Source organism: Amycolatopsis sp. NPDC004368, assembly GCF_053602515.1.
The window spans coordinates 1-13,491 of record NZ_JBSGDT010000011.1; the positions used below are offsets into that span (position 1 = coordinate 1).

Here is a 13,491-nt window from a genome sequence, read left to right on the forward strand (position 1 = left end):
GCCACACGGTTCGACAAACTCGCAGTCCGCTACGAGGCAACCGTGCACGTCGCGGCGATCAACGAGTGGCTACGCCATTGAAACAGGCTCTAGGCCGCAGGGGTGGGGCGCGTGCTGCGCTTGCTCTCCTCCAGCAGCACGTCGAGCAACGGGTTGGTGTTCTCCCGCAGCCACATCAGCGCCAGCCCCAGCGGCGCGGCGTCCTCGAGCGGCACCCACGCCAGCCGGGGGTAGGGGAAGTAGGCGGCGGTCGACGCGGGCGCGATCCACGAACCCCGCCCGGCGGCCACGTGGTGCAGGCACTCCTCGGGCGTCCGGCCCTGGGGACCGTAGATCGCGCGGGTGCCGTCGGGTCTCGGGTCGATGAACCAGAACCGCACCACGGCGTCGGGCATGCCGTCGCGCGGGCCGACGATCGGTTCGCAGACCAAGTCGGACACCCGCAGTGACGCGCGGCCCGCCAGGCGGTGCCCGGGCGGCAGCGCGACCCAGCGCGGCTCGTCGAGCAGCCGGTGGGTGACGAAGCGGCGGTCGTCGCCGATGGGCAGCCACAGGAACGCGGCGTCGGCGGTGCCGGCGAGCAGGGCGTCGAGCTCGTCGGGCAGGGTGTGCACCGCGAGCGGCTCGACCTCGACGTCGGGTGCGACCAGGCGCAGCGCAGACTCGACCTCCGGCAGGAAGTGCGCGGTGCTCTGGGCCTTGAACGCGATCCGCAGCCGCCCGGTCAGGCCCGCGCCGACGTGCCGGGCCTCGGCGACCATCGCGTTGGTCGCCGTGATCAGCTCGCGTCCCTGCTTCAGGAACACCTGGCCGGCGGCGGTGAGCTCGACCCCCCACGACCGGCGGCGGACCAACGGTGTCCCGGCCACCTGCTCGAGCTGGCGGATCTGCCTGCTGACCGCCTGCTGGGTCATCATCAGCCGCCCGGCCGCACGGGTCATGCTGCCCTCGTCGGCCACGGCTTCGAGCGCTTTGAGCAGGCGCAGATTCAGGTCCACCGTCCGATCCTCGTCACAACGGATCGTTGTGGCAACCACAACCATCCAGTGTTTCCCTTTCCCGCACCCCGGCCGGACCATAGCTGTATTGACACAGGGGAGCAGTTATGAATCTCAGCGGGAAAGTGGCGCTCGTCACGGGATCGTCGAAAGGCCTCGGCCGGGCGATCGTGCTGCGGCTGGCCGAACAAGGCGCCGACGTGGTCATCAACTACTCCCGCGACGCGTCCGCCGCAGAAGAAGTGAAAAAGGCGGCCGAGGCACACGGCGTGAAGGCGCTCGTGCACGCCGCCGACGTGTCCCAGGTGGACGGCATCATCGATCTCTACGACGCGGCGGTCGCCGAGTTCGGGAAGATCGACATCGTCGTGGCCAACGCGGGAATGGAAAAGGTCAACATTCCGGTCACCGACGTCACCGAAGAGGACTTCGACCTTCTCTTCCGGGTGAACACCAAGGGTCCGTACTTCGTGCTCCGCGAGGCCGCTCGCCGCATCGCCGACGGTGGCCGCATCATCACCATCTCGTCGAACACCACGACGGTGCCGCAGCTGGGCGTCGGCCTCTACGGCACCAGCAAGGTGGCCACCGGTTACCTCGTGAAGGTGCTCGCGATGGAGCTCGGCCCGCGTCGCGTCACCGTGAACACGGTGGTGCCGGGACCGATCGACGGCGCCGGGATTTTCACCGAAGGCAACGAGGAGTACAAGCAGAGCCTCGTCCAAATGGTCCCGCTTGGGCGATTGGGCACCACGGAAGACGTCGCCGGGGTCACGTCGTTTCTCGCCGGCGACGATGCCGCGCTGATCACGGGCCAGCAGATTGTCTGCGACGGCGGAATGCACTGACCACCGAAAGGAATTGTGGGAAAATGACAGGGACTATGCGCGCGGCGCAGGTTCAGCAGGCGGGCGGTCCGTTCGTTCAGGTCGAGCTGCCGATCCCCGAGCCGAAGCCCAATGAGGTTCGGATCAAGGTGCACACGTGTGGCGTGTGCGGTGGCGAGGTCATTCCCCGCATGGGGCTGTTCGGCACCGAACTGCCGCGCGTGCCCGGGCACGAGATCGCGGGAGTCGTCGACGCGGTCGGCGATGCCGTGACCATGTACAAGGTCGGGGACAAGGTCGGCTGCGGCTGGGCCGGTGGTGTCGATTTCACCTGTGAGTTCTGCCGCCGCGGTGACTTCGTCAACTGCGACAGCCGCACGATCACGGGTACGAGCTACGACGGTGGTTACGCCGAGTACATGGTCACCCCGGAGGACGCGGTCGTCCGGATCCCCGAAGGGCTGACGTTCGCCGAGGCCTCGCCGCTGCTGTGCGCCGGCATGACCGGTTTCAACGCACTGCGCCACGCCAAGGCCGGCCCCGGCGACCTCGTCGCGGTGCACGGTGTGGGCGGTGTCGGACACCTCGCCATCCAGTTCGCCAACAAGATGGGCTTCCGCACCGTCGCGATCAACCGCGGTCGAGGCAAGGAAGAGCTGGCCCGCAAGCTCGGCGCCGACGAGTACATCGACAGCAACGAAGGCAGCATCGGCGAGTCCCTGCAGAAAATGGGTGGCGCGTCGGTGGTCCTCGGCACGGTCGACCGCGCCGAACTGCAGTCGGACCTGCTCAACGGCATCCGCCCCAACGGCCAGGTGATCGTGGTCGAAGGTCAGGATCCGATCCAGGTCACCGGCCACCACATGTCGGACTACCGGCTGAACCTCTCCGGCTGGTACAGCGGCGTGTCCCGCGACGGCGAGGACACGCTGAACTTCGCTCTGCTGCGCGGCATCCGGCCGGTGTACGAGGTCTTCCCGCTGGAGAAGGCGGAGGAGGCCTACCAGCACATGCCGAAGGCCAACATCCGCGTCGTGCTCCAGGTCTCGCAGGACTGACCGGCTGATCCCGAAGGGGAACGCGCTCACCCCGGGGTGGGCGCGTTCCCCTTTTCCAGCTTCAGGGCGATGCCGTCGAGCAGCGAGCGCAGACCGAGCTCGAACAGCTCGTCGAGATCGAGGTCGTAGCCCTCTTCCTCCAGCGTGGTGAGCATCCGCGTGAAGACGGGGTGGCCGCCGCCCGCTTTGATCGCCGCGTGGTCCGGTGCCTGCGTGGCCAGCCACTCCTCCTCGGTCAGCCCGGACGCGCCGGCCGCGTGCCGCTCGCGTTCGAGGTGCACGGCGACGCCCTGGATGTAGCTGAAGAACAGCACGTGCAGATCGCACAGCCGGGCCGCGGACAGGCCGAACCCGTCGAGGGCCGCCAGCGCCTGCTCCGCGTGCGTGGCCAAGTTGGGCAGCGGCAACGGGCGCGTGATCGGCGAGAGCTGCGCGAGCCACGGGTGCCGCCGGTACAGCGACCACAGCGTGCGCCCGGCGAGCTCGAGCCGCGCGCGCCAGTCGCCCACCAGGCGCGCGGGGTATCCGCGTTCGCCGAACGCCGCGTCGGCCATGAGCACCACCAGCTCGTCGCGCCCGCCGACGCAGCGGTACGGCGCCATCGCCGCGACACCGAGCCGCGCGGCGACCCCGCGCATCGACAGTGCGGCGAGGCCTTCCTCGTCGGCGATCGTGATGGCCGTGCGCACGATCCGTTCGCGCGACAGACCCGGCGGCCGCGGCCGGGCCTGGAGCTCGACCCGCCGGCCCGCCACCACGGTCCCGGACCGTGGTTCGGCCCGCACCAGGCCTTCCTGCCCGAGCGCGGCGAGCGCCTTGGCCGCGGTGGCCGTGCGACGCCCCATTCCGCGGCGATCCGCCGGGTCGAGGGCACCTTCGCGCCGGCCACCAGCTCACCCTCGGCGATCCGGCGGCCGGCACTCCACGTGTCGAGGTGGATCTGCTGCATGGCGTCGAAGTAGAAATGCGGCGCACCAGCCATTTCGGACAGCAGCCGCGACACCTCCCACCCCGCTCCGGCCAGCCGCTCGGCGACGATCTCCTTCTGCGCCACCACATCGCGGTGGTCGTAGGACAACGGCTCGGACGCGAACCCGAGCGTCACCCGCAGTTCGGTGTTGTCGTGCACCGGGTAGACGGCGCCGCCGGTCTCGCGGTCGCGGAACCAGACCTGCCAGTTGTCCAGGTCGAGGACGTTGGGCGCGGGGAAGATCGCCAGGTACTGCCCGAGGTGCTGCGCGAAGCGCTCTTCGGGCCAAAATTGTCCTAGTACAGTCGGCCATCTGTACTAGGACAGGCGGAGGTGGGGATGACCGGGCAGCGCTACCTGGAGATCGCGGCGGAGTTGCGCCCACAGTTGGCTGGCTGACGCCAGTGTTTCGGCCGTAAGGATACGACCAACACCTGGAGGAAACCATGCGCGACGTCCTCGTCTCCGGCGCCGGCATCGGGTGACGCTGCTCGGGCGACGCGGGCTACTGCGCGTCGCCGCTTTCGGGCCAGGGCACCAGCCTGGCGCTCGTCGGCGTCTACGTGCTCGCCGAAGAGCTCGCGCGCCACGCCGACCACGCCGCCGCTTTCACCGCCTACGAAACGAGGTTGCGCCCCTTCGTCGCCGCGAACCAGGCATTGGCGACGGAAAACCCCAGCGGTCGCGCGGCCGAGGAGCCGGTGGCTCGCGCCAAGAATGCGATCAGCCTCACGTAACTCCCGAAGACCCCGGCAGAGCTTGGCCCGGCGTTCAGCCACGCCACGGTAGTGCGTCAGATCGGCGTTACCCGATCGGGTGAAGGTTGGCAGGTTGCGCTTCCCCGAATGGAGGAACCTGATGGTCGACGAGGCCTGCCGGCACGACGGACTGCACCGAAGGGCGTTTTTCGGGCTCGCCGCGGGGGCGGTGGCGGCTCCGGCGCTCGCGACGCTGCTCGGTGCCGCGCCGGCGCAGGCCACGCCCGGCCGGCCGGGTCGCAAGCTCACGTTCGCCGCGGTGTCGGACACGCACGTGAACACCACGAGCCCGCAGTCGACCACGTGGCTCGCGCAGGTGTACCAGTCGATCGCGCGCCGCGACCCGGACCTCGTGCTGCACTGCGGCGACATCACCGACACCGGCCTGCCCGACGAGTACGACCAGTACGGCCGGCTGCTGCCCGAGGAGTTGCGCGGGAAGATCCACTACTCGCCGGGCAACCACGAGACGCGCTGGGACCCCTCGGCCAAGAAGGAGTTCCACAGCCACTTCGGGCCGACGCCGTACTCGTTCGACGCCGGCGGCGTGCACTTCGTCGGCTTCGACCCGACGCAGGTGCTGCAGGAGCCCGGGCACTACGGGCCCGCCGGCCTCGACTGGCTCGAGCGCGACCTGCGCCGCCTGCACCGGGACACGCCCGTGGTGCTGTTCCAGCACTTTCCGTTCGGCAACCAGTTCTACTACGTCGACGACCAGCCGGCGGTGCTCGACGTGCTGGCGGAGCACAACCTGCGCGGCGTGATCGCCGGCCACGTGCACCGCGAGGACGTGACCCGTTTCAACGGGCTCACCCAGGTGACGCTGAACGCCGTGCTCAACGGTCCGACCTACTACTGGGCCGAGAAGACCGTGGACGCGCACGGCACCGCCGTGCTCGACGTGCGCCGGGTCACCGTGGCCGCCGACGGCACCGACACCGAGGCGCCGTTCGCGACCATCCCGCTGACCGGTGGCGGGCAGGGGCGCGAGCAGCGGCCGCGTTACGTCCACGCGGGCAAGGTTTCCGGTGGCTCGCTGCCGGTCGAGGTGCGGGCGTCGGCCACGCAGCAGGTGGGCGTGCAGCCGTACCCGCAGGCCGTATTCGGGGGCACGAGCCCCGCCGCGTGGCAGCCGCTGTCCGGCGCGAAGGACCGCTGGACCGGTAGCGTCGACGTCTCGGCGCTGGCGCCGGGCCACCAGCGCCTGCAGGTGCGCGTGAACGCGGCCGACGGCAGCTGGTGGGAGCAGGTGGTGCTGTTCACCGTGCCCGCGGTGGCCGGCGACCCCGTCGGCCGCTGGCAGGAGCAGCTCTCCGGTTCGGTGCAGGGCGGCGTGACCCTCGCGGACGCGCGCAGTGGCCTGGTGCTCGCCGCGTCTTCGGCCGGCGAGGTGACGGCGTTGCGGCGTGGCGGGCAGCGCGCGTGGCACACGCAGGTCGGCCCGGTGTACCGGCGTCCGGCGGTGAACGGACAGCTGGCCTTCGTGCCGTCGGCCGACCACCACCTGTACGCGCTGGATGTCCGCAATGGACGGCGGGTGTGGTCGTTCGACGCGCACGCACCTGTGATCAGCGCTCCGCTGGTCTCCACTGTGGACGGACGCGAGCAGGTGGTGTTCTCCGCGGGGCAGGCGTTGTTCGCCCTCGGTACCGACGGCCGGCGCCATTGGTCCGTGCCGGCGCGCGGGTTCTCGTCCGGGCAGGCCGCGAGTGACGGCGAGCGCGTGTACACCGCGGCGGCCGACGGTTACGCGCGGGCGCACGACGCGCGCACCGGCGCGGAGGTGTGGGCCTACCAGATGGTGACCGGGGTGGAGCACCGGATCGCGCTGTACAGCGGGTGGGACACCGTGGTGGCGCTCGGGGGAGGGGTGGTGATCGTGGCGACGGTGTCGAGTGCGATCGCGCTCGACGCGGCCACGGGTGCGGTGCGCTGGACGGTCCCCGGGAGCGCGATGTACGCGCCCGCGCTGATCGTCGGGGACAGCGTGCTGCTGACCACCGAATGGGGGGTGCTGACGCTCGTCGACCTCGCCACGGGGAAGACCCGGTGGACGACGAACCTCGCGCTGCGCGTGTTCAACGCGGGAGTCGCGATCAGCGACGGCACGGCGTGGGTGCTGACCGTCGACGGCAAGGTGATCGGCGTGCGGCTCGCCGACGGCGCGCGGCTGGGCTGGCTGCAGCAGAGCCTCGTCTACACCTTCGGCCGGCCGGTGATCGACGGCCGCGCGCTCGTGGTCGGCGACCAGAACGGTGTCGTGCACGGGATTTCCCTCCCCTGAGTTCCACCGGCGCCCGATCGGTGCCGGTGCCTGGAAGAAGGACAGAGATGGGCCTCACTCGAAGACAGTTCATCGTGGCGGGCGGCGCGGTCGCCGCGTCCGGTCTCGTCGCCACGCCGGCGGTCGCCGCGACGCAGGAGCTGCCGATCCTCGGCGGGTTCCCGTTCGGCGGCGGCAGCGGGGAACCGAAGGGGCAGTGGCTCGTCGGCGACACGCACGTGCACGACGACCACTCCTCCGACGGCAGCCTGCCGCGCCAGCAGTCGAAGCAGGCGCTGCCCGGCAACCTGCCCGTCGGTGACCAGATCGGCCAGGCCGAGCGCACCGGGCTCGACTTCCTGCCGCTCACGGACCACCGCACGTACGACCAGCACTGGGATCCGCAGTGGACTTCCGGGAAGCTGCTGCTGATCCCCGGCGAAGAGGCCAACGGCTCGCCGCACGCGATCGTGCTCGGCGCGGTGGACAACGTCGTCGACGGCGCGAACCCGCCAGGCTCGGCGGCGTTCCGGCACGTGCAGCAGTCCATTTGGGACGCTCGCTCGCAGGACGCGGTGTGGCACGTGGCGCACCCGGACGACGGTGAGTTCACCCGCGAGGCCGGGCCCAACGACAACGCCAGCGTGCAGGGTGTGCACAACATCGAGGTGCTCAACGTCTCGACGGACCCCGACGCGCAGATGGATTACGCCGAGAACCGCTGGAACGCCGGGTACGTCACCGGCGTGACCGCCGCGAGCGACTGCCACTTCCGTGAGCTGTGGGACATCGCCGGTCCCGGCCGGCCCGCCACGCGCGTGTTCGCGGGTGAGCGCAGCGTGCGCTCGATCCTCGACGCGCTGAAGGTCGGCCGCACCACGGTGTCGTCCGGGGTGTCCGGCCCCTTCGTGACGATCGAGGCCGACCTCGACGGCGACGGTCGGTTCGAGGCGATGGGCGGCGACGAAGCCGTGGTCGGCTCGCGGAAGCTGCCCAAGCGCGCCGCGCTGCGCGTGCGGGTGCGCCAGGGCGCCGGGACGCGGCTGCTCGTGTACGGCACGCCCGGTCGCTCGGGCAAGGCCCTGCTCGACACCACTGTGCGCGGCAACGACGACACGCGCACGCTGCCGATCACCCTGGCCGGTGACCACGTGTGGTTCCGCGCCGAGGTGCGCTCGCCGGGCAGCGCGTCCGGCGCCGACGCCGACCCGACGCTGCCCGATCAGCTGCGCGCGGCGACGTCGCCGGTGTTCGTCTCGGTCGGCCGCGTGGCCACGCCGAAGCCCGAGATCCCGTTGCCCGCGGCGCAGACCAGCCGCGACAACGCGACGGCGGTCCTCGGTGGAACCGGGCAGTTCACCGGGTTCGCCGACGTCGCCGTGTCCGGTAACGACGTGCACGTGGTCGCGCAGCGGCACGCCGGCGGGCGCAGCACCGTCGTCTACAAGCGCGTGGACCGGCGTGGGTTCGGGCTCTTCGAGGTCGAGTTGTCGGCCGGCTCGGGCACGGCCACGGCGCCGCGCATCGCCGCGTCCGGCCGTGACGTGTGGGTGGTCTGGCAGGACGAGCGCGGCCAAGAACAGCCGCACCGGCCCGCGATCTACCTGCGCCACAGCTCCACCGGCGGCCTGCTGTTCAGCCCGGCCGTGCGGCTCGACGCCGGCACCGGCCGCGCCGTGCACCCGGCCATCGCGCTGCTCAGCGGTGGGCAGCCGGTGGTCACGTGGGCCGACAACACCGGCGGCGCGTTCGACGTGTTCGCGCAGGTCGTGGGCGTCGACCGGAAGCCGGTCAACCTGTCGGCCGCGGGCAAGGCGGTGAGTGCGGGCAACCGCGCGGTGGATGCCCGCTCGCCCCGCTATCCGGCGTCGGTGTTCCCGACCGTCGCCGTCGGCCACGACGACCGCATCCTCGTGGCGTGGCAGGACGACCGCTTCGACCCGGATCCACTGTGGACGGGCCACACCCCGCCCGCCGGCCAGCCCGCCTCCGGCGGCACGGACCCCGACAACTGGCAGATCCTCGCCAGCTCCCGCCCGGGTACCCGCGGCAACTGGGGTTCGGCGGTGCAGGTCAGCGCCGTGACCGACCGGGCCGACCGCCACCCGAGCGCGGCCGTCGACCGCTCGGGTGCGTTCGTGGTCGCGTGGGACAGCGGCGCGCTGCAGAGCTCGGGCGCGAACCTGTCGCTGCGTTCGAGTCGTTCGGCTGACGGCCGCACCTGGTCGGCGGGCACCCCGTTCGCCCTCGAACCCACCGCGATGAGTCAGCGCCCGCGCCTGAGCCGCGACCCGGACGGCACGGTCCGCGCCGTGTGGTACGACTCCCGCGCCACGGACTGGCGCTGGAAGGTCTTCACGGCCCGGCTCACCTCCGCGGGCGGGTCGGCCCCGGTCCAGGTGACGAAGCCGGGCAACGCCACGTTCGCGGCGGTGTCGTGCGGTGTGGTCGCCTTCACCTCCGACCGCAACGCCACGCGCGGTCAGCGTGACAGCACGCAGCAGGTGTTCGTCGTGGACGCCGCCGGTCGTTGAGTGACTGTGCTGAATGACGTCGGGCCCGGTCACCGGAACTGTTCCGGTGACCGGGCCTTCTGCGTGTCCATTCGTCCATAATGGACAATCAACGGACGAATGCCGACGCTGCGCACAACGCCGCCCAGCCCAGTGCGGCGGCCGCGGCCTTCGGCCGAGCCGAACGGTCCGGCAGGCCCAACCCGAACACCGCGGCGTCGGCGGTGTCGGCGGCGACCCGCGCGGCCAGCGCGAGCCGCAATGGCTTGCCCTCGTGGGCGAACGCCATGGCGAGCCCGATCGCGGTGTCCCGGGCCCCCATCGCGGCGATGAGCGTGCGGGTCGCGGCGGGCACCGCGCCGGACGCGGTCGTGAGCCCGCACGGCTGGGCGAGGACACGCGGGTAGACGATCGTGCTCACGCCGTAGGCCGCGGTGGCGGCGCCGAGGACGCGGGTCAGGACAGACATGGTCACCTCCGGGTGCGTTTTTCCTGCGGGTACCCACTCCGCGGGGTGTGCCGCACAGCCGGCTTTTCACTGCTCGCCGACGAGCCAGGGACGTCGAGGACCGTGGCCCGTACCGGACCGCCGGCGTGCTCAGGGCAGCGGCGAGCCCAGCACTTCGTCGAGTCCGGTGAGCTCGATCGCGCGCCGCACCACGCGTGACGGTACGAGCTGGAGCCGCACGTCTCTGGTCACGCAGTGGAACTTGAGGGTGAGCAGCGCGGAAAGCCCCGCCGACCCGCAGAAGGTCACGTCCGCCAGATCGGCGACGAGCGCCTCCGGGTCCCGGCGGAGCACCTCGGCGAACTCGGCTTCCAGCAGCGGGGCGGTCGACGCGTCGAGCTCGCCGGCCACCTCCACCGTCACCACGCCCGCCGTGGTGCGGGCCGCCGCGGAGAAAACGAAAGCGCCCACCATCGGCTCCTCGGGGTGAACTGCGCACGAACGCGATCGGAGGCGGCGGGGACGCGGCAAGGGAAGGGGCAGGTGGAAGAGGCAAGATGAAGCGTCGGCCGCGCGGGGGGCTCCGCGCGGCCGACTCTCGGTCAGTTGCCCTGGCTGCTGCCGCCGTCGAGAACGCCGCCCGCTGCGCAGTTGTACGGTGACTGGCCCTCGGCGTCGCTGCCGCCCGGGGACAGCAGCGGCACGTCGACGCCCTTGCCGACGTCGCGGATCGGCACCTGCACACCCAGCACGTTGACGTCGTTGTCGCAGCCGCCGCCGACGAGGTTGAGGTTGTGCACCACATCGAGGTTCTGCGAATTCACCAGGCCGGCCTGGTCGGTGGTGTCCACGGGGTGGCCCGAGACGCTGATCCCGGTGGCGGACGCGGACCCGCCAGCGAGGGCCATTCCGGCGGCGAGCGCCGTCGCGACGAAACCCAGCTGCTTGATCATTTCACTTCTCCTGGTCGGGGAACGGCGATGCCGCGGCTCCGGTCGCCGGAACCGCGGCTGGTGGTTAGAGTTCTTGCACACCGGGTGGGACCGGCGCTCCAGGCAGCCGATCCCACCCGAGCCGGCGTCTCGGCGCCCGGGCGCGTGTCCAGGGCACGGAACAGGAGTGTGCAGCTCGATCCGTGCTCTGGACACGCGACGCGACGCGTCCCGCCGGAGTCCGTGCCTCGGCCCGCTTCCGCACACACAGCGGGCGGCCTCGGCACGGAGGCTCAGTTGTCCTGGCTGCTGCCGCCGTCGAGCAGGCCGCCCGCGGCGCAGTTGTACGGGGACTCGCCGCTGGCCTCGTTCTCACCCGGCGACAGGATCGGCACGCCGATGCCGTGGAGCGAGTCGCGGATGGGCACCTGGACGCCGAGCACGTTGACGTCGTTGCCGCACAGGCCGAGCGTGCCGTTGACGTTGTGCAGCACGTCGGTGTTGTTGAGGTTCACGAGCCCGACCTGTCCACTGTGGTCGTACCCGCCGTGCGGGTGGCCGTGGTGCCCGTGGTGGCCGGGTGTGTCGGCGGCCGCGATGCCACCGCACAGGAACGCGCCGGCCGCCATCGTGGCGGTGATGAAGCCGATCTTCTTCAGCATGTGAACTCCTCGGATTGACGATTCGTCTTACGGCGACGGCAATGAAGGTGTGTTTTCCGTGCCGTGTGGACAGAAACGTACTGGCGCACCGGCCCGGTTTCCACTTCGGTCCACCATCGTGTCGGGGCGCGATCCTCTGACCGCGCAGTCCGTAACCTGAATGGGGGGTGCGTGGACTTCGTTGCGGGGCAATGGGTTCAACGAGGGTGCTCCAACGGATCTCTTGTGCGCCAGGGCAATTGTGGCATGACAAAGGGCCCCGCGCCGCCACTTCGGCGGTGGCGCGGAGCTCCCTCCTGTCTTCTGGTGTTATCCCGGCCAGGCCTCGGCTTCCGCCGCGAGTGCCGTGGCCACCTCGAGTTCGCCGGAGCGCACCTGCCAAGCCAGCGAACCCGCACGGGGCAGCAGCAGGCGCCACCCCGTGACGTGCTCGTCCGTGTAGCAAGGGGATTCGTCGTCGCCGACCCCCAGTGCGGCGAAGTACTGGCGGGCGGCCCAGGTCTCGGGCACCCAGCACCGGGCCCACCGCAGGACGATGCGGGCCAGGTCGTTCTGGGAGTCGGCGGGGTGGATCAAGCGGTCGCCCGCAATCGCCACCAGCCGGGGGGTGTACGTGACCCCAGGAGCCGAGATCGCCAAGTCCATGTTCATGCTTCCCCCGAGTTCAGTTTTCCGGGCAGCGAAAAGCCCGGCTGAGAAGCGCGATGCGCAAGAGGAAGGAAGGCCGGGGGCGGACGCGCGACCTCGGCACATCATTCCGAGGCTCCCGGTTGAACCAGCACCCATAGTACAAATGCACCAGGGGAGCGGTGATTCGGGGTGGGTCAACGGAAATCCGGGCGGGTTCCGGCGCGGCGCGCGACCCGTCGCGGCGCGCGGGGGCGGCTTCGCGAGACGACGTGCGCGGCCGGGCGCCGGGTGATCCGCCGGGGCCGCCGGGCTCACTCGCCCCACTCTCGACCCTCCCCTGATCGCGGCGTCCCGGCACTGCCGCGTGCCGGGACGCCGGTTTCTCGAAAATCGGCGCTCTCGGCAGCCTTCGTGTCAGGTCCCCGGCGCCGAGAGCGGACCAGGAGGCAATTTCTCAACCCTCGGCCAAGATATCGATTCGTGCCGGAAAATAGAAGTGTGGTGGACTGGGAGCATTCTGAAGAGTGTCTTTTCGGTGCCTTCGAAACCTGCCTGGATACCCAGGGCGTGGCGGACGAAACCTCACGATCGAGTGGTGGGTGCGTTCCTCGACGGACCACCCTTCGGCGCACCGACGGTAAATAGCTCGGCCGAGTTTCATCCCTGGGCGCAGGTCCTGGACATCGAACAGGTGAGGAAGGCACTGTTCGTGACCGTTCGGTCGTGATCGCCGCTGGACGTTTCACGCGGACTTCATGTTTGCCCGGCGGCGTGGGGCTGCCCGCGTACGGTCCGGAATCGGCGGACCCGGCGCGCCGGAAACGCCGGTTCGCAATTCCGCGATCAACAGATCACGATGATCGCGTCGGCTTCCGACATTCGGAGAGGAGAACGGATGAAGAACAATCTGGGCCGGGCACTCGCAGTTCTCGCCACGGTGACTGCGGTGACCCTGAGCGGTGTGGGTGTGGCGTCGGCCGGCGGACCCGGCGGCAGCGGCTCGTCCAGCACCACGAGCGCGGCCGCGAGCGTGCAAACCCTGCGCGAGCAACTGAAAACGCGCGCGGACAGCGGCGATGTCGCGGGTGCCCGGACCTCGCTCGGTGACCTCGACCCGCTGCTGACCGACCTCGCCCGAGGGGAGCGCTACACGATCCAGGCGACGGCGCAGAACACCGCCGTCACGGCGAAACAGGAGAACACCAAGGCCGAGCAGGGCGTGGACGAGCTGGCGACCCAGCTGAAGTCGCGTCAGGCGCTGCCGCCGGTGACGGATCTGCTGAACGCCTTGTTGCAGCGCTTGCTGCTCACTCTTTCCTCGCTGGTCAACGACCTGCTCGGCGGGCCGCACATCATCCCGGCTCCATAGGCGGCCGGGCCCCCGGACGCGGAGGCCGCGCAAAGCCCGGTGCGGAAGTTTCCGCACCGGGCT

At 70.6% G+C, this 13,491-nt stretch carries 13 protein-coding genes and 1 pseudogene; 7 read left to right on the top strand and 7 right to left on the bottom strand.

Going from position 1 to position 13,491, the window contains the following annotated elements; translation table 11 throughout:
* Positions 1–89 precede the first annotated feature (89 nt).
* Complete coding sequence (locus ACWEOE_RS17600; RefSeq protein ID WP_452009989.1) at positions 90–998, bottom strand: LysR substrate-binding domain-containing protein; 909 nt, start codon at positions 996–998, stop codon at positions 90–92.
* Between the two features lie 107 nt (positions 999–1,105).
* Between ACWEOE_RS17600 and ACWEOE_RS17605 the strand changes: the two genes are divergently transcribed.
* A complete protein-coding gene (locus ACWEOE_RS17605) occupies positions 1,106–1,846 on the top strand; it encodes an SDR family oxidoreductase (protein ID WP_452009992.1) in 741 nt (246 codons plus the stop codon).
* 23 nt (positions 1,847–1,869) lie between these two features.
* Positions 1,870–2,883 (top strand): alcohol dehydrogenase catalytic domain-containing protein, encoded by a 1,014-nt coding sequence (locus tag ACWEOE_RS17610; protein WP_452009994.1) that lies wholly within the window; start codon positions 1,870–1,872, stop codon positions 2,881–2,883.
* Positions 2,884–2,909: 26 nt separating this feature from the next.
* Here the strand turns inward: ACWEOE_RS17610 and ACWEOE_RS17615 are convergent, their stop codons facing one another.
* On the bottom strand, positions 2,910–3,728 hold the full coding sequence (locus tag ACWEOE_RS17615; protein WP_452009996.1) for a TetR/AcrR family transcriptional regulator: 819 nt from the start codon (positions 3,726–3,728) through the stop codon (positions 2,910–2,912).
* Positions 3,729–3,817: 89 nt separating this feature from the next.
* On the opposite strand from ACWEOE_RS17615, the gene ACWEOE_RS17620 reads away from it, so the two are divergent.
* The 4 genes and pseudogenes from ACWEOE_RS17620 to ACWEOE_RS17635 all read left to right on the top strand — a co-directional run bounded on the left by ACWEOE_RS17620 (position 3,818) and on the right by ACWEOE_RS17635 (position 9,408).
* A complete protein-coding gene (locus ACWEOE_RS17620; RefSeq protein ID WP_452009998.1) occupies positions 3,818–4,153 on the top strand; it encodes a hypothetical protein in 336 nt (111 codons plus the stop codon).
* A 194-nt stretch (positions 4,154–4,347) separates the two neighbouring features.
* Positions 4,348–4,590: pseudogene (locus tag ACWEOE_RS17625) on the top strand (hypothetical protein); the annotation flags it as partial.
* Positions 4,591–4,711: 121 nt separating this feature from the next.
* Positions 4,712–6,895 carry an outer membrane protein assembly factor BamB family protein gene (locus ACWEOE_RS17630; protein WP_452010001.1) on the top strand — a complete coding sequence of 728 codons (2,184 nt, stop codon included), beginning with the start codon at positions 4,712–4,714 and terminating at the stop codon, positions 6,893–6,895.
* 47 nt (positions 6,896–6,942) lie between these two features.
* A complete protein-coding gene (locus ACWEOE_RS17635; RefSeq protein ID WP_452010003.1) occupies positions 6,943–9,408 on the top strand; it encodes a CehA/McbA family metallohydrolase in 2,466 nt (821 codons plus the stop codon).
* Positions 9,409–9,496: 88 nt separating this feature from the next.
* Here ACWEOE_RS17635 and ACWEOE_RS17640 read toward each other — a convergent pair whose 3' ends face one another.
* The 5 genes from ACWEOE_RS17640 to ACWEOE_RS17660 all read right to left on the bottom strand — a co-directional run bounded on the left by ACWEOE_RS17640 (position 9,497) and on the right by ACWEOE_RS17660 (position 12,074).
* Entirely contained in the window at positions 9,497–9,856 is a 360-nt protein-coding gene (locus ACWEOE_RS17640) for a hypothetical protein (RefSeq protein WP_452010005.1), read from the bottom strand.
* A gap of 129 nt (positions 9,857–9,985) precedes the next feature.
* Positions 9,986–10,306 carry an STAS domain-containing protein gene (locus tag ACWEOE_RS17645; protein ID WP_452010008.1) on the bottom strand — a complete coding sequence of 107 codons (321 nt, stop codon included), beginning with the start codon at positions 10,304–10,306 and terminating at the stop codon, positions 9,986–9,988.
* Positions 10,307–10,437: 131 nt separating this feature from the next.
* Positions 10,438–10,788 carry a hypothetical protein gene (locus ACWEOE_RS17650; protein ID WP_452010010.1) on the bottom strand — a complete coding sequence of 117 codons (351 nt, stop codon included), beginning with the start codon at positions 10,786–10,788 and terminating at the stop codon, positions 10,438–10,440.
* Between the two features lie 272 nt (positions 10,789–11,060).
* The gene (locus ACWEOE_RS17655) at positions 11,061–11,429 is read right to left on the bottom strand and encodes a hypothetical protein (protein ID WP_452010012.1); all 369 of its coding nucleotides are present in this window, start codon (positions 11,427–11,429) and stop codon (positions 11,061–11,063) included.
* Between the two features lie 309 nt (positions 11,430–11,738).
* Positions 11,739–12,074 (bottom strand): hypothetical protein, encoded by a 336-nt coding sequence (locus tag ACWEOE_RS17660; RefSeq protein ID WP_452010014.1) that lies wholly within the window; start codon positions 12,072–12,074, stop codon positions 11,739–11,741.
* Between the two features lie 880 nt (positions 12,075–12,954).
* Between ACWEOE_RS17660 and ACWEOE_RS17665 the strand changes: the two genes are divergently transcribed.
* Positions 12,955–13,428, top strand: coding sequence for a hypothetical protein (locus tag ACWEOE_RS17665; protein ID WP_452010017.1), 474 nt, complete (start codon positions 12,955–12,957; stop codon positions 13,426–13,428).
* The last annotated feature ends 63 nt before the right edge of the window (positions 13,429–13,491 follow it).

Bases quoted from the DNA above. Each gene is read 5' to 3' on its own strand.
- ACWEOE_RS17650 (WP_452010010.1), bottom strand. From the start codon at position 10,788: ATGATCAAGCAGCTGGGTTTCGTCGCGACGGCGCTCGCCGCCGGAATG.
- ACWEOE_RS17605 (WP_452009992.1), top strand. From the start codon at position 1,106: ATGAATCTCAGCGGGAAAGTGGCGCTCGTCACGGGATCGTCGAAAGGC.
- ACWEOE_RS17615 (WP_452009996.1), bottom strand. From the start codon at position 3,728: ATGGGGCGTCGCACGGCCACCGCGGCCAAGGCGCTCGCCGCGCTCGGG.
- ACWEOE_RS17610 (WP_452009994.1), top strand. From the start codon at position 1,870: ATGACAGGGACTATGCGCGCGGCGCAGGTTCAGCAGGCGGGCGGTCCG.
- ACWEOE_RS17660 (WP_452010014.1), bottom strand. From the start codon at position 12,074: ATGGACTTGGCGATCTCGGCTCCTGGGGTCACGTACACCCCCCGGCTG.
- ACWEOE_RS17635 (WP_452010003.1), top strand. From the start codon at position 6,943: ATGGGCCTCACTCGAAGACAGTTCATCGTGGCGGGCGGCGCGGTCGCC.
- ACWEOE_RS17655 (WP_452010012.1), bottom strand. From the start codon at position 11,429: ATGCTGAAGAAGATCGGCTTCATCACCGCCACGATGGCGGCCGGCGCG.
- ACWEOE_RS17630 (WP_452010001.1), top strand. From the start codon at position 4,712: ATGGTCGACGAGGCCTGCCGGCACGACGGACTGCACCGAAGGGCGTTT.
- ACWEOE_RS17640 (WP_452010005.1), bottom strand. From the start codon at position 9,856: ATGTCTGTCCTGACCCGCGTCCTCGGCGCCGCCACCGCGGCCTACGGC.
- ACWEOE_RS17665 (WP_452010017.1), top strand. From the start codon at position 12,955: ATGAAGAACAATCTGGGCCGGGCACTCGCAGTTCTCGCCACGGTGACT.